Consider the following 18339-nt stretch of genomic DNA (forward strand, 5'->3'; position numbering starts at 1 on the left):
GCGCTGACCTTCACGCTGAACGATGGCAAGACCACCATCACCGTGCCGGCCAACGGCACCGTGGGTACTACCACCGTGACTGCCCCGGACAACCCGTATGTGGGTGCCAACGACCCGGTCGTGAAATCGATCGCTTCGGTCAGCGGCACCGATGTCGGCAAGTTCGAGCAACTGACCCTGGACAAGGCACCGGTGACCACCACCGTGACCGACGAACCAGGCTCGGGTACTCCGGGTACGGGCAACCAAGGCGACGTCACCACAGTCGGCATCACCGGCACTACTTCGCTGACCGAGGGCGAAACCGGCCAGTACACGCTGACCTTGAGCAACGCGTCCAAGACCGAAGTCACCATCACCCTTAGCTACAGCGGTACCGCCAGGAACGGTGAGGACTTCAACGGCGTCACCACGGTCAAGATCCCGGCCAACAGCACAGGCACGACGTTCAACATCGCTACCATCGACGACAAACTGGTCGAGAGTACCGAGAACTTCACCGTGAAGATCGAGACCGCCACCGGCGGCAGCTTCGAAAACCTGCAGGTCGATAGCACCAAGTCGAGCGTGACTACTTCCATCCTCGACAATGACCACCTGCCGGTTTCGCCTGGCAGCGCAGTGTTTGGCGTGGAAGACACCGACTATGTGTTTGCCTGGAGTGACTTCAAAGTCACCGATGCCGATGGCAACACTGGCCTGTTCGTGACGATTACCTCGCTTCCGGCCGCCGGCAGCCTGCAGTTCTTCAACGGTACTGCGTGGGTGAATGTGACCGTCAATCAGGTGATCAGCCAGGCTGATATCACTGCCCAGAACCTGAAGTTCGTCCCGGCCCTCAACCAGTCGGGTGCGGACAACTATGGTGGCAACGGCGTGGGCAACCAGCAGGCCGACTACGCACAGTTCAAGTTCAAGCCGAACGATGGCACCAACCTGGGCAGCGAAGTGACCATGAAGGTCGACATCAGCCCGGTTGCCGACAAACCGACCCTGAGTTTCGGCAGTGCTGATATCGGGTCCAAAGGCCTGACCAAGGAAGTCTGGAACACCCTCAAAGGTCTGGGTACTGGCGGTAATGGCATTACCGGTGAGGATCTGAAGACGGTCTTTGCCAACTCTGGCAATGCCAACTCCAGCAGCACCACTACCAACGTGCAGTCCGATGGCAGCGTCACCGCTGGCACTGGTTCGAAAACGTCGGGCCTGATTTACCTGGAAGCCGGCAAGACCTACACCTTCAGCGGTTCCGCTGACGACAGCTTCGTGGTCACCATCGGTGGCAAGACTGTGGTCACGGCCACCTGGGGCGCTGGTGGCCAGGTTTCGGGCACCTTCACCCCGAACACCAGCGGCTACTACCCGATCGAGGTCTACCATGCCAACCAGTCCGGTCCAGGCAGCTATGACCTGAACATCCAGGTAGGCTCGGGTGCTGCCACTGACCTGAGCAGCTCGAACGTCAAGATGTACCAGAACGTGACCGAGATGGCCAACGCTGGCCTGGGCGTGTCCGATCTGCACACCGTGAATGGCCAGAGCTACTACGATGGTTACAAACTCAACGAAGGGCCGGAAGGTGGCTCGGTGAAACTGGTCGGTATCTCTACCGCCCTGACCGACACCGACGGCTCGGAAACCCTGAACGTAACCCTGAGCGGTATTCCGAAAGGTACCGTGCTGAGCGATGGTGCTGGCCATACCGTAACGGTAGGCAGTAGCCCGGTTGATGTGACGGGCTGGAAACTCAGCAGCCTGACACTGACTCCGCCGGCCTACTACAAAGGCTCGTTCGACATCACTGTCACCTCGACAGCCACCGAAAGCCTGGGCGGCTCGGCCACCACTACCGGCAATATCCCGGTGACGGTGTATGCCGCAACCTACAAGGCCAGCGTGGGTACCTCGGGTAACGACACGATGACCGGCACCGAAGGCAACGACATCATCGTTGCTGACGTGGCGGGCCTGAACGTGGTCCAGGGCAAGAACTACAACATCGCGTTCATGGTCGACAGCTCGGGCAGTATGAGCGACAAATCGATCGCCGACGCGAAGACGCAGTTGGCCTCGGTGTTCAATTCGCTCAAGGCCAGCCTGGGCTCCGACACCTCGGGTACCGTGAACATCTTCCTGGTCGACTTCGACACTCAGGTGAACAAGAACGTGGCGGTGAACCTTGCCGACCCGGATGCCCTGAGCAAGCTGCAGGCGGTATTGAACTCGATGGTGGGTGGCTACTACGGTGGTGGTACCAACTATGAAGACGCGTTTAAAACGACTTCAAACTTCTTCAACAGCACCATGGCCACCAGCAATAAAGGTGCGGAGAACCTGACGTACTTCATCACTGACGGTAAACCGACCTACTACCAGAGCGGGGAGAACACCAACCCTAGCCTGTGGAAGAATGGCAAGAACCTTGATGATGTAGTCAACGTCAACAACTACAAGATGGGCGACACTTTCAGTGCTTGGGCCGACTCGACTCACAAGGTCGAGATCAGCAGCAGCGGCGTAGTCAAAGTGATGACCTATTCAGTGAACCGCAAGGGTGAGTTGGAGCTTGACTCAACCAAGACGGTCGGCACCCTTCATGCGCAGGGGGATGGAACGTACGAGTTCTCCAGCCTGGACGGTACTGGCTACGCTGATTACTCCAACTACTACTATTCGGCAGCAGGTTCCACAGCAAGCTTTACTGTGTTGGGGGACAAAGATACGGGCTTGAGCAAGGTGCAAGCCATCGGCCTGAACAGTGATGTCACGCTGAGCGACCTGAAGCCGTACGACAGCGCCGGCAAGCCGCAGACCAACATCGACCCGTCCGACCTGGCGAAGGCGATTCTTGGCCACACCGAAGCAACGGTGCCAGGTGCCGACACCGTCGACGGTGGCAACGGCAACGACATCATCTTCGGCGACTTGATCACCCTCAACGGTGTTGTCAGCGAGGGTTACCAGGCCCTGCAGACTTACGTCGCGCAGAAGAGTGGTGTCGAGGTCAGCTCCGTTACCACCAGCAATGTCCACCAGTACATCACCGAGCACTACACCGAGTTCGATATCTCCGGTGCCAAAGACGGCAACGACATTCTGTCGGGCGGCAATGGCAACGACATCCTCTTCGGTCAGGGTGGTAACGACACGCTCGATGGCGGCAAAGGTAATGACATCCTGCTGGGCGGTACCGGCAATGACACCCTGATCGGTGGCCAAGGCAACGATATCCTGATCGGTGGCAGCGGTGCTGACACCTTCGTGTGGAAGGCGGGTGACATCGGCAACGACGTGATCAAGGACTTCAAGGTGGCCGAGGGTGACCGTATCGACCTGAAGGACCTGCTCCAGGGCGAGAAGGGCAGCACCATCGACAACTACCTGAAGCTCACCACGGTGGAAGGCACGACCACGCTGCAAGTCAGCAGCGAAGGCAAGCTGAACGCCGAAGGTGGAATCGCCAACGCCGACGTGACCATCAAGCTGGAAGGGGTGAACTGGTCCAACACCACGATCAACTCGTTGATCAGCGGTGCCGACCCAACCATCATCATCCACAACAAGGACAACTGACAGACCACCGGGGCCGCCTAGCGGCCCCGGCTCTTTCCTGCCATCCGCCAACAGCGCATACTCTTGCGCCGGGCCTGCGCGCCCGGCGATCTTTGCCTATGCTGCTGTCTACCAACAAGGATTCAACGTGACGAGGGACACCGCCATGTTCTACGTGCAACGCGACGCCGCCGGCCAGTTGCAGCGGGTAGAAGCAGCCGCTTTTGACCAGTTCACCGAAATGCTCCCCTCTGACCACGCCGAGATTCAGGAGTGGTTTGCCGACGACGTTGTCGAGAACAGCCTCAACCAGCTCAAGCAAAGCGACCTGGACATGATCCGCGTGCTTGAGGACCTGATCGATGTGCTGACCGCCAAGGGCGTATTCAAGATCACAGACCTGCCCCCAGGCGCCCAGGCCAAGCTGCTCAACCGCTCCACGGCGCGCAAGGCGCTCAGCAGCCTGAACAACCTCATCGATGAAGAAGAGCAGGGCGGGCTGATCTGATCGCTGGCCGCCCCGCCCCCAGTGCTATGGTTATGCGTTAAAGATATTTAAAGTATTTCTCTTATGACTTTATAGTCACTTCCACTGCGTACACGTCGACCAATCGATGCGCCGCACGACTTGAACCCACACGGGAAAACCCCGTGCGTTTCTGATCGTTGCGCGCCATTGAAGTCGCGCACTGCGTGGGAGTGAAAAATGTCAGCCGCCTTGAACGCCTTGTCGACCATCGACAGCGCCCAGCCGCAAGTTTTCGAGATCCGCCCCTTCTCGGGTGCCGTCGGCGCCGAGATCATAGGCCTGGACCTGGCCAAGCCGGTCAGCGCCGAGGATTTCACCCGTATCCATCGCGCCCACCTCGACCACCATGTGCTGGTGTTCCGCGACCAGCGGATCAGCCCGGAACAGCAGATCGCCTTCAGCCGCCGCTTCGGTGAGTTACAGATCCATGTGCTCAAGCAGTTCCTGCTGACAGGCCACCCCGAGATCCTGATCGTTTCCAACATCATCGAAAACGGCCAGAACATCGGCCTGGGTGATGCCGGAAAATTCTGGCACTCGGACCTGTCGTACAAAGAGCTGCCAAGCCTCGGCTCCATGCTGCATGCCCAGGAACTGCCCAGTGAAGGCGGTGACACCCTGTTCGCCGACATGCACAAAGCCTGGGACGGCGTACCCGACGCCCTGCGTAAAGTGGTCGAGGGCCGCAGCGCCGCTCACTCCTACACCGCCCGTTACGCCGAGACCAAATTCGAAGGCAACTGGCGCCCGACCCTGACTGCCGAACAATTGGCGCAGGTAAAGGAAGTCATCCACCCGGTGGTGCGCACCCACCCGGAAAACGGCCGCAAGGCGCTGTTTGTCAGTGAAGGCTTCACCACCCGCATCGTTGGCCTGCCAGACGATGAAAGCCGCGACGTGCTGCAGCAGCTGTATGCCATTAGCGTGCTGGAGCAGAACATTTACCGCCACCAGTGGCAGCCCCATGACCTGGTGTTCTGGGACAACCGCTCGCTGATCCACCTGGCCACCGGCTGCCCCGCGCAGCTGCGGCGCAAGCTGTACCGCACCACCATCCAGGGCGATGCCCCGTTCTGACGACTGAGGAAACCATCATGCGCAAATCCATCAGCCGCCTGGCGGCAAGCATCGGCCTGGGCGCAAGCCTGGTCGTCGGCAGCCTGGCTGCCCCCGCCGTGGCTCAGGCCGAAGGCAAGATCCGTATCGCTGAGCAGTTCGGCATCGTCTACCTGCTGCTGAACGTGGTGCGTGACCAGCACCTGATCGAGAAGCACGGCAAGGAGCAGGGCATCGACATCGACGTCGACTGGGCCCAGCTGTCGGGTGGTTCGGCCATCAACGATGCACTGCTGTCCGGTTCGGTGGACATTGCCGGTGCCGGCGTCGGCCCGCTGTTGACGGTCTGGGACCGCACCAAAGGCAGGCAGAACGTGAAGGCCGTGGCCTCGCTGGGTAACTTCCCGTATTACCTGGTCAGCAGCAATCCCAACGTGAAGACCATCGCCGACATCTCCGACAAAGACCGTATTGCCGTACCGGCGGTAGGCGTTTCGGTGCAGTCGCGTTTCCTGCAGTACGCCGCCGCCCAGCAGTGGGGCGACAAGGAATACAACCGCCTGGACAAATACACCCTCGCCGTACCGCACCCGGATGCCACCGCTGCGCTGCTGGCCGGCGGCACCGAGCTGAACGGGCATTTCTCCAACCCGCCGTTCCAGGACCAGGTGCTGGCCAACAAGGATGTACATGTAGTGCTCAACAGCTATGACCTGCTCGGCCCCAACTCGCCGACCTTGCTGTTTGCCACCGAGAAGTTTCGCAAGGACAACCCTAAAACCTACAAGGCCTTCGTAGACGCCCTGGCCGAAGCTGCAGACTTCGCCCAGAAAGACAAGGCGGCTGCCGCTGATACCTATATCCGCGTAACCAAGGCCAAGATCGACCGCGACGCGCTGATCAAGCTGATCGACAACCCACAGTACGAATTCACCGTTACGCCCAAGAACACCTACAAACTGGCCGATTTTCTCTATCGGGTAGGTGCCATCAAGCACAAGCCGGAATCGTGGAAGGACTACTTCTTCCAGGATGAACGCCCGCTGCAGGGGAGCTGACCGATCATGACCGCCCCATTGCCAGGCCACACGGCCAGCAACCTGAGCCGAGTCGCAACGCCGCCTTTGCTCAAGGTGGATAACCTCAGCCTCGAATACCGCACCGCGCAACGCGTGGTGCGGGCCACTCACCAGGTCAGCTTCGAAGTCGACCGCGCTGATCGTTTTGTACTGCTCGGCCCCTCCGGTTGTGGCAAGTCCACCTTGCTCAAAGCCGTAGCCGGTTTCATCCAGCCGCAAGAAGGGCAGATTCTGCTGCAGGGGCAGGCAGTCCGAGGCCCGGGCCCCGACCGCATCGTGGTGTTCCAGGAGTTCGACCAGCTGCCGCCGTGGAAAACGGTGAAGCAGAACGTCATGTTTCCGCTGTTGGTGTCTGGCCGGCTCAAGCGCGCGGAGGCGGAGGAACGGGCGCTGCATTATCTGGAAAAGGTCGGTCTGGCCGCCTTTGCCGATGCCTATCCGCACACACTGTCGGGTGGTATGAAGGCGCGTGTGGCGATTGCCCGGGCCTTGGCCACCCAGCCCAAGATCCTGTTGATGGATGAGCCGTTTGCGGCTCTGGATGCGTTGACCCGGCGCAAGATGCAGGAAGAGCTGTTGCTGCTGTGGGAGGAAGTGCGGTTCACCCTGCTGTTCGTCACCCACTCCATCGAAGAAGCGCTGGTGGTTGGCAACCGTATCTTGCTGTTGTCGCCGCACCCGGGGCGGGTGCGTGCCGAAGTGCACAGCCACCAGTACAACCTGGGCAGCCTGGGAGGTAGCGACTTCCAGGCCAGTGCCCGGCGTATCCACCGTTTGCTGTTCGACGAGGTGGATCCCCCGGAGCAGGCTGGCGACCTTGGCTTCAACGATATCCGCATCGCTTACTGAAAGGAGCTTCAGCCATGACCACTACACCTGTACGCCAGGAATACGAGGTGCAGCTGGAGCCCCTGCTCAGTGTGCCTGTAGAACGCCAACTCCCCTTGGCCCAGCGCCTGTGGCAGCAAGGTTGGTTGCGCAAGGCGGTTATCCTGCTGATGATCGCTGTGCTATGGGAGGCCGTTGCTCGCTATCAGGACAATGACCTGCTGCTGCCAAGCTTCCTGCAAACCGCCGCAGCCCTGTGGGACGGGCTGATTACGGGTGAATTGCCGGCCAAGGTCGGGGTTTCGCTGGTGATACTGCTCAAGGGCTATGTGCTGGGCATCGTCCTGGCTTTTGGCCTGACCAGTCTGGCGGTTTCGACCCAGCTGGGCCGTGACCTGCTGGGTACGCTGACTTCGATGTTCAACCCATTACCGGCCATTGCGCTGTTGCCGCTGGCCTTGCTGTGGTTCGGGCTGGGTGACAACAGCCTGATCTTCGTGCTGGTGCATTCGGTGCTGTGGGCGTTGGCGCTCAATACCTACGCCGGCTTCCTTGGCGTGTCGGAAACGCTGCGCATGGCTGGCCGCAACTATGGCCTGAAAGGGCTGCGGCTGGTGTTGCACATCCTGGTGCCGGCGGCCTTGCCATCGATTCTGTCGGGGCTGAAGATCGGCTGGGCGTTTGCCTGGCGCACCCTGATCGCTGCCGAACTGGTGTTTGGTGCCAGCAGCGGCAAAGGCGGGCTGGGCTGGTACATCTTCCAGAACCGTAACGAGCTGTATACCGACAAGGTGTTTGCCGGGTTGGCGGTGGTGATCCTGATCGGTTTGCTGGTGGAAGGGCTGGTGTTCAACACCCTGGAGCGGCTGACCGTGCGGCGCTGGGGGATGCAGCGCTAGATCGTAAGCCTGTCCCGGCCTCTTCGCGGGGCTTGCCCGCGAAGAGGCCGGGACAGGTTATCAACCAAGGTACTGAGCCGCCGCATTGCTCAAAATCTTGCCAATCTCTTCGCGCAACCCCGCCGGCTGCTCCACCACAACCCCATCCCCATGGCTCAAAAGCCACCAGCGCAACGGCCAGCCATCGCTCACAGTGGCCCGTAACCGGTGCCCATGCTCCAGCGCTGTCAACTGCATGTCGCTACTCAAAGGCGCATCCCGCAGCTGCCGTGCCAACGCATCGCTGATCCGCGCCACAAGCTCCACACCCTCACCTTGCGCCGGTTGCAACGCATCCCCCCGCAGATGCGTCAGCAAATCGAAATTGCCGCGCAACTCGCCCACCGCACTCGCCGACCAGTGCCAGCCGAACGGGATGCTCTTGTCGTTGCGTTCCAGCGGAAATATCAGCGAGAGCTCGTTGAGGTCACGCTCGACAGTACGTTTGCTGACCGTGAAGCCCACGTCACGCAGGCGCCACACCAACTCGGCGCTGGTTATGCCTGGGGAGCGGCTGGGCAGCTGGCGCAGCAGTGCCCACTGTCGGCTGAGGGTGGCGCGGGTGGTGGCGAACGGCAAAAGATAACGTCCTTGTCTAGGCTTGCCGCAATAGGATGGCGGCACGCGAGGGGCATGGCAATTGGCCACAGCCTGCTCAGATCAAGGAAGTCGCATTTGGTTGCCTGGTACCGAATCGTTCGCGACAGGTTTTGACGTGACGTCACGCAGAATCACGCCTCATCGCAGCCGAAGGTTGGGGCTGTGCGTCGTTCAATGAGGATGAACATGTCTGCTGCCAGCAATATCCATTCGCTGCTTGCCCGCCTTCTGCCCGAGCGGGTCATCGCGCCACCGACCCCCGTCGGTAGGCGGTTGCCTCTGTTCGCCGGTGTGGGCTTGCCCAGCCAGCGCTCATTGCTGGTCAACCGCCTGGATGAGGCCAGCGATCTGCAGGCGGTATACGTCGATCTGCGCTGCCAGGCGTTGCAAGGCAGTGTGGCGGCACTAAACGACCTTGGCTGGATCTGGCTCAACGGTAAGTACTGGCGCGCTGATACCGTGCTGGCCGGCCACCTGCTGCGCATGGCTGCTCTGCAGGGTAATGCCGCCGCCTGGTTCAATCTTGGGCAGCAGCATTACTTCGGCAAAGGCATCGACCCCTCCTATGTGCAGGCGGCGGAGTGCTACCGGCAGGCCTTCGAACGAGGCATGTTGCACGCGGCTGCGGCATTGGGTGACCTGTATGAGGAGGAAGTGTGCGATGGCGACCAGGATTGGCAGGTCGACCTGGTGCAGGCCTACCAGTGGTTCATGCGCGGGGCCGAACGCGGCGAGGCACGCTGCCGTTTCGAGGTGGGTTACCGGTTGATGCACGGGCTGTATGTGGACGCCGACCTCAAGGCGGCGCTGTACTGGTTGGAACTGGCGGCAGCGGCGGGGGTGGTACAGGCAGCCGAGGAGCTGGCGGTGCACTTCAGCAGCCGGGACGCGGTGCGCTACCAGGCGTGGCGGGACCGGGCGGTACAGATGGGCAGTACATTGGCCCTGACCATGAAACTGGAAGATCAGATTCAGCCCTGACCGTCTGTCGTCTGTACCCGCGAAGAGGCCGGTACAGGCGAAAAAATGAACAACATTTAACCTGGGCTATCCGTCGCCCCCTGTTGACGACAGGGGGAGGGCAAGGCGTATATTGATAGTTAGCAAACTATGAATATCCTTGGTTCCTTCCATGTCCCTTGATCTCCTGCGCCTGCAAGTCAGCAGCGGCATGGTGGTTGCCGCCCGCCACTGGCGGCGCATCTGCCACACCGCCCTGACCGGTTACGGTATTTCCGAGGCCTGCGCCGCGCCTCTGCTGATGATCGTGCGCCTGGGTGATGGCGTGCATCAGGTGGCTGTTGCCCAGGCTGCCGGCCTCGAAAGCCCGTCGCTGGTGCGCCTGCTCGACCAACTGTGCAAGGCCGGCCTGGTATGCCGCAGCGAGGACCCACTGGACCGCCGCGCCAAAGCCCTGAGCCTGACCGCCGAAGGCCGCGCCTTGGCCGAAGCCATCGAAGCCGAGCTGGTGCGCCTGCGTCGCGATGTGCTGAACGGCATCGACCAGGCCGACCTGGAAGCTGCCTTGCGCGTGCTGCGCGCCTTCGAAGCGGCCGGCCTGGGCAGCACGGGCGGGGCGGCATGAACGGTTTCTTCAGCTCAGTCCCCCCGGCGCGTGACTGGTTCTACGGCGTGCGTACCTTCGCCGCCTCGATGATCGCCCTGTACATCGCGCTGCTCATGCAGTTGCCACGTCCCTACTGGGCCATGGCCACGGTGTACATCGTCTCCAGTCCGTTCGTCGGCCCAACCAGCTCCAAGGCCCTGTACCGCGCCGTGGGCACGTTGCTGGGGGCCGGTGGCGCGATTTTCCTGGTGCCGCCGCTGGTGCAGTCGCCGTTGTTGCTGAGCATCGCCATTGCCCTGTGGACGGGCACCTTGCTGTTCCTTTCGCTGAACCTGCGTACGGCCAACAACTATGTGCTGATGTTGGCCGGCTACACCCTGCCGATGATCGCGCTGGCGGTTGTGGATAACCCGCTGGCCGTGTTCGACGTGGCATCGTCCCGGGCTCAGGAAATCTGCTTGGGCATCGTCTGCGCGGCAGTGGTCGGCGCCATCTTCTGGCCGCGCCGGCTGGCCCCCGTGGTGGTCGGTGCGACCGGTAACTGGTTCACCGAAGCGATTCGTTACAGCGACACTTACCTGGCCCGCGCAGCCAGCGCCGACAAGGTCGGCGGCATGCGCGGGTCGATGGTCGCCACCTTCAACTCGTTGGAGCTGATGATCGGCCAGCTCGGCCACGAAGGCGCAGGCCCGCATACGCTGAAAAACGCCCGCGAGTTGCGTGGGCGCATGATTCACCTGCTGCCCGTGATCGACGCCCTCGATGACGCACTGATTGCCCTGGAAGGCCGCGCCCCGGCCCAGTTCGTCCAGCTTCAGCCCGTGCTTGAAGCCGCCCGCGAATGGCTGAAAGGCACTGCCGAAAGTGCTTCGGTAGCACGCTGGGCCGCGCTGCATGAACAGATCGATCGCCTTCAGCCTGGCGCTGCCGCCCTCGACCAACGCGCCGAGTTGCTACTTTCCAACGCCCTGTACCGCCTGACCGAATGGGCCGACCTGTGGCAGGACTGCTGTACCCTGCAACATGCCCTGCGTACCGACGATGCCAAGCCTTGGCGCGCGGTGTACCGCCACTGGCGCCTTGGCCGCCTGACGGCGTTCTTCGACCGTGGCCTGATGCTGTATTCAGTGGCCTCCACCGTATTGGCGATCGTTGTCGCCTGCGGCCTGTGGATCGGCCTGGGCTGGAACGACGGCGCCAGCGCGGTGATCCTCGCCGCTGTGTCGTGCAGCTTCTTTGCCGCCATGGACGACCCGGCACCGCAGATCTATCGGTTCTTCTTCTGGACGCTGATGTCGGTCATCTTCTCCAGCCTGTACCTGTTCCTGGTGCTGCCCAACCTGCACGACTTCCCGATGCTGGTGCTGGCCTTCGCCGTGCCGTTCATCTGCGTTGGCACCCTGACCGTGCAGCCGCGCTTCTACCTGGGTACCTTGTTGACCATCGTCAACACCTCGACCTTCATCAGCATCCAGGGCGCCTACGACGCCGACTTCTTCACCTTCCTCAACGCTAACCTGGCCGGCCCCGTGGGCCTGCTGTTCGCGTTCATCTGGACGCTGGTCATGCGCCCGTTCGGCGTAGAACTGGCGGCCAAGCGCATGACCCGCTTCGCCTGGCGCGACATCGTCGACATGACCGAACCCGCCACCCTGGCCGAGCATCGCCAGGTGGGCGTGCAAATGCTCGACCGCCTGATGCAGCACCTGCCGCGCCTGTCGCAAACCGGCCAGGACAGCGGCGTGGCGCTGCGCGACCTGCGCGTGGGGCTGAATCTGCTCGACCTGCTGGCCTACATGCCGCGTGCTGGCCAGCAGGCCCGCGAACGCCTGAGCACGGTGGTCGAAGAAGTTGGCGCGCACTACGCCGCGTGCCTGCGTGCCGGCGAACGCCTGCACGCCCCGGCCGCGCTGCTGCGCAACATGGAGCGCGCACGCTTGGCACTGAACCTGGATGAACTGTACGAGCGCGGCGATGCCCGCACCCACCTGCTGCATGCCCTGAGCGGTTTGCGGTTGGCGCTGTTGCCTGGCGTGGAAGTGATGCTCGAGCCCGCCGAACAACCGCAACTGCCCCCCGGCCTGGACGGAGCGCCCCTGTGATTGGTGAACTGGATATCAGCGGGGTGTTCCTGCCCACGCTGCTGGTGATGATGTTTGGCACCTACCTGTTGTTCCTGGGGGTGCACGCGGTGCTGGTGCGCCTGCACTTCTACCGCCTGGTCTGGCACCGGGCGTTGTTCAACGTTGCTCTGTATGCCGTGCTGCTTGGCGCGGTGGACCACTTTTGCCGAAACCTGATGCTGCCATGAAAAAACCTTTGCTGACCCTGGGCCGTGTGGTCCTGACCTTGCTGGTAGTGACCTTCGCCGCCGTGCTCGTGTGGCAGATGGTGGTGTACTACATGTTTGCCCCCTGGACCCGCGACGGCCACATCCGCGCCGACGTGATCCAGATTGCCCCGGATGTGTCCGGGTTGATCCAGAAGGTCGAGGTGCGCGACAACCAGACCATCAAGCGCGGCGACGTACTGTTCACCATCGACCAAGACCGCTTCACCCTGGCCCTGCGCCAGGCCAAAGCCACTCTCGGCGAGCGCCAGGAAACCCTGGCCCAAGCCTCCCGCGAAGCACAGCGCAACCGCAAACTGGGCAACCTGGTGGCCGCCGAGCAACTGGAAGAAAGCCAGTCCCGCGAGGCCCGCGCCCGCTCGGCTGTCAGCGAGGCACAGGTGGCGGTCGATACCGCCCAGCTCAACCTCGACCGCTCGGTGGTGCGCAGCCCGGTGGACGGCTACCTCAACGACCGTGCGCCGCGTAACCACGAATTTGTCACCGCCGGCCGCCCTGTACTGTCGGTGGTCGACAGTGCTTCGTACCACGTCGATGGCTACTTCGAGGAGACCAAACTTGGCGGCATCCACATCGGTGATGCCGTGGACATCCGCGTGATGGGTGACAGCACCCGCCTGCGTGGCCATGTGCAAAGTTTCGCTGCCGGCATTGAAGACCGCGACCGCAGCAGTGGTGCCAACTTGCTGCCCAACGTTAACCCGGCGTTCAGCTGGGTGCGCCTGGCCCAGCGTATTCCGGTGCGTATCGCCTTCGACGAAGTGCCGGCAGATTTCCGCATGATTGCCGGGCGTACCGCCACGGTGTCGATTATCGAGGGTCAGCGCCCATGAAACAGCTGATCCTGGCCGGCCTGTGCCTGTCGCTGGGGGCCTGCATGATGGTGGGCCCCGACTATGAGGTGCCGAAGGACGCGGCGGTACAACGCAGCGACGTCAACGGCCCGTTGCGCCAGGATGCCGACAGCGTGGTCTCGGCACCGGTGCCTGAGGACTGGTGGCAGCTGTATCAGGATCAGCGGCTGAACGAGCTGGTGCGCCAGGCTTTGAGTGCCAATACCGAATTGCGCGTAGCCGCCGCCAACATCGCCAAGGCCCGCGCCCAGGTCGAAGTGGCCGAATCGCAAGGTGGTTTCAACGGCGGTGTCAAACTGGGTGCCCAGCGCTTGCAGGAGTCGGGTGAAGCCTTCCTGCTGCCCGAGAAGGTGCCGGTGGCCAACATCGGCGAGGCCATCATCAGCGCTTCGTATCAGTTCGACCTGTGGGGCACTTTCAAGCGTGGTACCGAGGCTGCCAAGGCCAATGCCGACGCAGTGCAGGCCGCTGCCGACACTGCCCGCATCACCCTGGTGGCAGATGTGGTCAAGGCTTATACCCAAGTGTGCTCGGCCAACGAGGAATACCACATCGCCCGCGAGTCGCTCGATTTGCAGGAGCAGAGCGTGAAGCTGAACCAGCGCTTGCGCGATGCTGGCCGCGGCGATGAAACCCAGGTCACCCGGTCGCAAACCCAGTTCAAGTCGTTGCGTGCCGAACTGCCGCGTTTCAAGGCTGAGCGCGAGACCGGCATGTATACCCTGGCGGCTCTGCTGGCCAAACCTGTTGACCAGTTGCCTGCTGGCACCGCCGATTGTGCCGAGCTGCCGCACCTGAACCAGTTGGTTCCAGTGGGTGATGGCGCTGCGTTGCTCAAGCGCCGTCCAGACGTGCGTCAGGCTGAACGTCAATTGGCCGCAGCCACCGCGTACATTGGCGTTGCCACCGGTGCGCTGTACCCGGACATCAGCATCGGTGCCCAGGTCGGTACTATCGGCATCCTGGAGAACCTGGGTGAGCCCGCGACCAACCGCTGGGGCTTTGGCCCGCAAATCAGCTGGACCATCCCCACCAACGGCACCCGTGCGCGCATTCGCATGGCTGAAGCCTCTACCCAGGCGGCCTTGGCGAACTTTGATGGCGTGGTGCTGAACGCCATTCGCGAAACCCAGACCCGCCTGGCGCAATACAGCGCGCTGCTGGACCGGCGCGATGCGCTGGCCGAGGCAGAAAAATCGGCCAAGGAAGCGGCGGACCAGACGCATCGCTATTACCAGGCGGGACGTGAGTCGTTCCTGGCGGATTTGCAGGCGACGCGGACCTATACCGACATGCGCGCGCAGTTGGCGGCGGCCAATAGCCAGGTGACGCAGGGGCAGATTGGGGTGTTTCTGGCGTTGGGTGGGGGGTGGAAGGGCACCGCCAAGCCTTGAGGCCCAATCGCCGGCAAGCCCGCTCCCACGAGTCCCGCGAATCCCCGCCCCATCAGATTTGTAGCAAGATTTTTCATGAAATCCGCCCAGCACCCTTGAGGGAAGCCAAGTCGGAGTGAACAATGTTCTCTTTCGCATTCCCTTCGAGACTGGCCATGAAAACCCGTTCCCGTCTGCTTGCCTGGCTTCTGTGGCCGGTGCTGGCGCTGTGCAGCACCATGGCGATGGCCGAAGCCCCCGCCGAGGCCGCCAAGGCCTTGCACCTGCTCGATTACATCGGCGCCGACTACCCGCCGACTGTGCGCGATGGCAAGGTGATCGACGATGGCGAATACCGTGAACAACAGGAGTTCAGCACGGTATTGGCCGACCTGGTAAAAGCCTTGCCGGCACACGCTGAGCAAACTGGGCTTGAGCAGGGTGTACGGGCGCTGCGCCAAGCCATCGATGAACGCCAGGATGGCGCTGCTGTGGCCAAGCAAGCCAGGCAACTGGGCGCACGTCTGGCGGTGGCTTACGAAGTTAGCCAGGCCCCGGTAATTACCCCGGATCCGGCCCGTGGCGCCGCGTTGTATGCGCAGAACTGCTCCATCTGCCACGGTGACACAGGCGCAGGCGATGGTCCTGCGGGCGTTGGGTTGGAGCCTGCGCCTGCTAACCTGCGTGACGCCACGCGCCTCGACCAGTTGAGCCTGTTCGACCTCTACAACACCCTGGCCCTTGGTATCGACGGCACCGAAATGCCGTCCTTTGCCGACCAGCTGGATGATCGCCAGCGCTGGGATGTAGCCGCTTACATCGCCAGCTTCTCAGCCAACCCACAGGCCGCCAAAGGCGACAAGACCTGGAACATCGCCGACCTGGCACGCCAGACCCCGGCCGAGGTCGCTGCCAACGAAGGCGCGGCGGTGCTGGAGGCGTTCCGCGCCCAGCGTGCCCAGCCGCCGCAGGTCAAACGCGGCCCGGCGCAATTGCTCGAATACACCGCCAGCACGCTGGACAAGAGCCTGGCTGCCTACCGTGCAGGCGACCACGACCAGGCCTATGACCTGTCGGTGGCGGCCTACCTGGAAGGCTTCGAGTTGGTGGAAAGCTCACTGGACAACATCGACACCCAGGTGCGCAAGGACACCGAGAAATCCCTGATGGCCTACCGCCAATCGTTGCAGGACGGGCTGCCCGTGGCCCAGGCCGAGCAACGGCTAGCCGAAGCCAAGATCAAGCTCGACCAGGCCGCGAAGCTGTTGGGTAGCGATGGCCTGAGCTGGTCGCTGAGCTTTATCTCCGGTTTGCTGATCCTGCTACGCGAAGGCCTTGAAGCCATTCTGGTTCTGGCGGCGATCCTGGCCTTCCTGCGCAACACCGGCCAGCAGTCGGCGGTGCGTAGCGTCAACATTGGCTGGGGCCTGGCGCTGGTTGCAGGCTTTGCCACCTGGGCGCTGGCGGCTTATGTGATCGATGTGGGTGGTGCCCAGCGCGAGCTGCTGGAAGGTTGCACGGCGCTGTTCGCTGCAGTGATGGTGCTGTGGCTCGGCGTGTGGATGCACGACCGACGCCACGCCGCAGCCTGGCAGAACTACATCAAGAGCAGCCTGGTCAGCGGCGGTGGGCGATTCGGTTTCGCCTTGCTGGCGTTCTTCTCGGTTTACCGCGAACTGTTCGAAGTGATCCTGTTCTACGAAACCCTGTGGCTGCAGGCAGGCCCTGCCGGGCACCAGGCGGTGCTGGCGGGGGGCGCCACGGCGCTGGTGGTGTTGGTGGGATTGGCCTGGGTGATCCTGCGTGGTTCTGCGAAGCTACCGCTTTCGCTGTTCTTCAGTATCAATGCCGCGCTGCTGTGCGCGCTGTCGGTGGTGTTCGCGGGGCATGGCGTGAAGGCGCTGCAAGAGGCCGGGGTGCTTGGCACACGACCGGTGGCGTTCTTCGAGTTCGACTGGCTGGGGATTCACGCAGATGCCTACTCGCTGTCGGCACAGGCGGTGGCCTTGCTGGCCATCATGTTCCTGTATGGGCGCTCGCGGTTGGCGGAAAAACGCAGGGCGGCGGCCAACTGAGGCCGCCATCCTGGGAAAGCTATATGATCAGGCAGGTTGTGGCGCCTTGAGAATGTTCTGCAGCAGCTGGACACTTTCGACGGCGTCATGACCCAGGCTGGTCAGGTAGCCGCCATCGGGTTGATCGGTCAGCCCTTTTTCATGCAGGCGTTGCGCAGCCGCGATCAGGGCAGGGGCGGCGGTGCTGGTTATCTTGATGCCTTCCTGGCTGCTGTCGTGTTTGAACAGCGCGAGTACTTCCAGTTCGTCGATCAGATCGGGGGTAAAAGGCATGGCAGCTCCTGACTTCCAGACAAGGATGGCGGCACCGTCAGCGGTGCCTGACCTTCGAGTGTAGTCGGGTTATTCGTCCTCGCCTTGATCCATCTCAGGCGGCAGCTCCGGCAGCGCCCGCAGAGCGCTCTCATACCACTCGCCGTTGAACGCGCGGTCCTCTACCAGCATGTTGTCGATCTCGAAGGCCAGCACATGGGCCATCAGGTTGAGGATGTCCTCGCGCTCGTAACCGACCAGGGTCAGCTTGTTGAAGGTGGCCTTGGCCGCAGGTGGCTCGCCGCTTTCAATCTGGTTCTCGATGGCCTGGGTCAGCGTCGCCTCGGCGAAGGCTTCGTCGTCGTCATTGTCGATGTCGGTGGGCTCGCTCATGGCGGTACTCCTGTGATGGGATGCACAGTGTGCCACGCCTGTGGCGGCAATGCCCGGGCATTGACGGGGTGCATGACGCTGGTCAGGTAAGGTCGATGGGTCTATAAAAGCCGAGCCAACCCCTTACGGCCTGGAGGCTGTTACCTCATGCTCAAGCTCTACGGATTCTCGGTCAGCAATTACTACAACATGGTCAAGCTGGCCCTACTGGAAAAAGGCCTGCCCTTCGAGGAAGTCACCTTCTATGGCGGCCAGGCGCCACAGGCGCTGGAAGTGAGCCCGCGGGGCAAAGTGCCGGTGCTTGAAACCGAACACGGCTTTCTCAGCGAAACCAGTGTGATCCTCGACTACATCGAACAGACCCAAGGCGGCAAGGCACTGCTGCCAGCCGATCCGTTTGGCCAAGCCAAGGTGCGTGAGCTGCTCAAGGAAATCGAGCTGTACATCGAGCTGCCGGCGCGTACCTGCTATGCCGAGTCGTTCTTTGGCATGTCGGTTGAGCCGCTGGTCAAAGAGAAAGCCCGTGCCGATTTGCTGGCAGGGTTTGCCACCCTCAAGCGCAACGGCCGCTTTGCGCCGTTTGTGGCAGGGGAACAGGTGACGCTGGCAGACCTCATGTTCTGCTTCTCGGTCGACCTGGCGTATGCCGTGGGCAAGAAAGTGCTGAACATCGACTTCCTGGCGGACTTCCCGCAGGCCAAGGCGTTGCTGCAGCTGATGGGCGAGAACCCGCACATGGCGCGGATCGTGGCGGACAAGGAGGCGGCGATGCCGGCCTTCATGGAGATGATTCGCAGCGGTAAACGCTGAAATCAGAGGTGGGCCATTCGCGGGCAAGCCCGCTCCCACAGGTACAGCACCGCTTTTGAGGCCAGTGCAATACTTGTGGGAGC

At 62.2% G+C, this 18339-nt stretch carries 17 protein-coding genes; 14 read left to right on the forward strand and 3 right to left on the reverse strand.

What is annotated here, in order from left to right:
• From QQL85_RS18085 to QQL85_RS18110, 6 genes are all read left to right on the forward strand, one after another.
• Nucleotides 1-3573 (forward strand): type I secretion C-terminal target domain-containing protein (locus tag QQL85_RS18085; protein ID WP_284355321.1); only part of this gene is annotated, 3573 nt, incomplete at its 5' end.
• 145 nt (nucleotides 3574-3718) lie between these two features.
• Nucleotides 3719-4060 (forward strand): tryptophan synthase subunit beta, encoded by a 342-nt coding sequence (locus QQL85_RS18090; RefSeq protein WP_284355322.1) that lies wholly within the window; start codon nucleotides 3719-3721, stop codon nucleotides 4058-4060.
• Nucleotides 4061-4258: 198 nt separating this feature from the next.
• A complete protein-coding gene (locus QQL85_RS18095; protein WP_284355323.1) occupies nucleotides 4259-5158 on the forward strand; it encodes a TauD/TfdA dioxygenase family protein in 900 nt (299 codons plus the stop codon).
• Between the two features lie 17 nt (nucleotides 5159-5175).
• Complete coding sequence (locus QQL85_RS18100; protein WP_284355324.1) at nucleotides 5176-6195, forward strand: ABC transporter substrate-binding protein; 1020 nt, start codon at nucleotides 5176-5178, stop codon at nucleotides 6193-6195.
• Nucleotides 6196-6201: 6 nt separating this feature from the next.
• Nucleotides 6202-7065 (forward strand): ABC transporter ATP-binding protein, encoded by an 864-nt coding sequence (locus QQL85_RS18105; protein WP_284355325.1) that lies wholly within the window; start codon nucleotides 6202-6204, stop codon nucleotides 7063-7065.
• Nucleotides 7066-7079: 14 nt separating this feature from the next.
• Nucleotides 7080-7943 (forward strand): ABC transporter permease, encoded by an 864-nt coding sequence (locus tag QQL85_RS18110; RefSeq protein WP_284355326.1) that lies wholly within the window; start codon nucleotides 7080-7082, stop codon nucleotides 7941-7943.
• Between the two features lie 60 nt (nucleotides 7944-8003).
• On the opposite strand, the gene QQL85_RS18115 is transcribed toward QQL85_RS18110, so the two are convergent.
• Nucleotides 8004-8561 (reverse strand): WYL domain-containing protein, encoded by a 558-nt coding sequence (locus tag QQL85_RS18115; RefSeq protein WP_284355327.1) that lies wholly within the window; start codon nucleotides 8559-8561, stop codon nucleotides 8004-8006.
• A 207-nt stretch (nucleotides 8562-8768) separates the two neighbouring features.
• Here QQL85_RS18115 and QQL85_RS18120 point away from each other — a divergent pair, with 207 nt between their 5' ends.
• The 7 genes from QQL85_RS18120 to QQL85_RS18150 all read left to right on the forward strand — a co-directional run bounded on the left by QQL85_RS18120 (nucleotide 8769) and on the right by QQL85_RS18150 (nucleotide 16801).
• Nucleotides 8769-9563, forward strand: a complete 795-nt coding sequence (locus tag QQL85_RS18120; protein WP_284355328.1) for a tetratricopeptide repeat protein — start codon at nucleotides 8769-8771, stop codon at nucleotides 9561-9563.
• Between the two features lie 151 nt (nucleotides 9564-9714).
• Nucleotides 9715-10167: a MarR family winged helix-turn-helix transcriptional regulator gene (locus QQL85_RS18125; protein ID WP_060499478.1), complete on the forward strand. Its 453-nt coding sequence runs from the start codon at nucleotides 9715-9717 to the stop codon at nucleotides 10165-10167.
• The gene (locus QQL85_RS18130; RefSeq protein WP_284355329.1) at nucleotides 10164-12251 is read left to right on the forward strand and encodes an FUSC family protein; all 2088 of its coding nucleotides are present in this window, start codon (nucleotides 10164-10166) and stop codon (nucleotides 12249-12251) included. The genes QQL85_RS18125 and QQL85_RS18130 overlap by 4 nt, the downstream gene beginning before the upstream one ends.
• The gene (locus tag QQL85_RS18135) at nucleotides 12248-12460 is read left to right on the forward strand and encodes a DUF1656 domain-containing protein (protein ID WP_003255905.1); all 213 of its coding nucleotides are present in this window, start codon (nucleotides 12248-12250) and stop codon (nucleotides 12458-12460) included. Before QQL85_RS18130 ends, QQL85_RS18135 begins: the two co-directional genes overlap by 4 nt.
• Entirely contained in the window at nucleotides 12457-13332 is an 876-nt protein-coding gene (locus tag QQL85_RS18140) for an efflux RND transporter periplasmic adaptor subunit (RefSeq protein ID WP_284355330.1), read from the forward strand. Before QQL85_RS18135 ends, QQL85_RS18140 begins: the two co-directional genes overlap by 4 nt.
• Nucleotides 13329-14747: an efflux transporter outer membrane subunit gene (locus QQL85_RS18145; RefSeq protein ID WP_284355331.1), complete on the forward strand. Its 1419-nt coding sequence runs from the start codon at nucleotides 13329-13331 to the stop codon at nucleotides 14745-14747. The genes QQL85_RS18140 and QQL85_RS18145 overlap by 4 nt, the downstream gene beginning before the upstream one ends.
• Nucleotides 14748-14869: 122 nt before the next feature.
• Nucleotides 14870-16801 carry a cytochrome c/FTR1 family iron permease gene (locus tag QQL85_RS18150; protein ID WP_284355332.1) on the forward strand — a complete coding sequence of 644 codons (1932 nt, stop codon included), beginning with the start codon at nucleotides 14870-14872 and terminating at the stop codon, nucleotides 16799-16801.
• Nucleotides 16802-16828: 27 nt separating this feature from the next.
• On the opposite strand, the gene QQL85_RS18155 is transcribed toward QQL85_RS18150, so the two are convergent.
• A complete protein-coding gene (locus QQL85_RS18155; protein WP_016714401.1) occupies nucleotides 16829-17074 on the reverse strand; it encodes a TIGR02647 family protein in 246 nt (81 codons plus the stop codon).
• 69 nt (nucleotides 17075-17143) lie between these two features.
• The gene (locus tag QQL85_RS18160) at nucleotides 17144-17446 is read right to left on the reverse strand and encodes a hypothetical protein (protein WP_284355333.1); all 303 of its coding nucleotides are present in this window, start codon (nucleotides 17444-17446) and stop codon (nucleotides 17144-17146) included.
• Nucleotides 17447-17593: 147 nt separating this feature from the next.
• On the opposite strand from QQL85_RS18160, the gene QQL85_RS18165 reads away from it, so the two are divergent.
• Nucleotides 17594-18256: a glutathione S-transferase gene (locus QQL85_RS18165; RefSeq protein WP_284355334.1), complete on the forward strand. Its 663-nt coding sequence runs from the start codon at nucleotides 17594-17596 to the stop codon at nucleotides 18254-18256.
• Nucleotides 18257-18339: the final 83 nt, after the last annotated feature.

The organism is Pseudomonas putida, assembly GCF_030159595.1.
In the GTDB taxonomy this organism is placed as follows: Bacteria; Pseudomonadota; Gammaproteobacteria; order Pseudomonadales; family Pseudomonadaceae; genus Aquipseudomonas; species Aquipseudomonas putida_AC.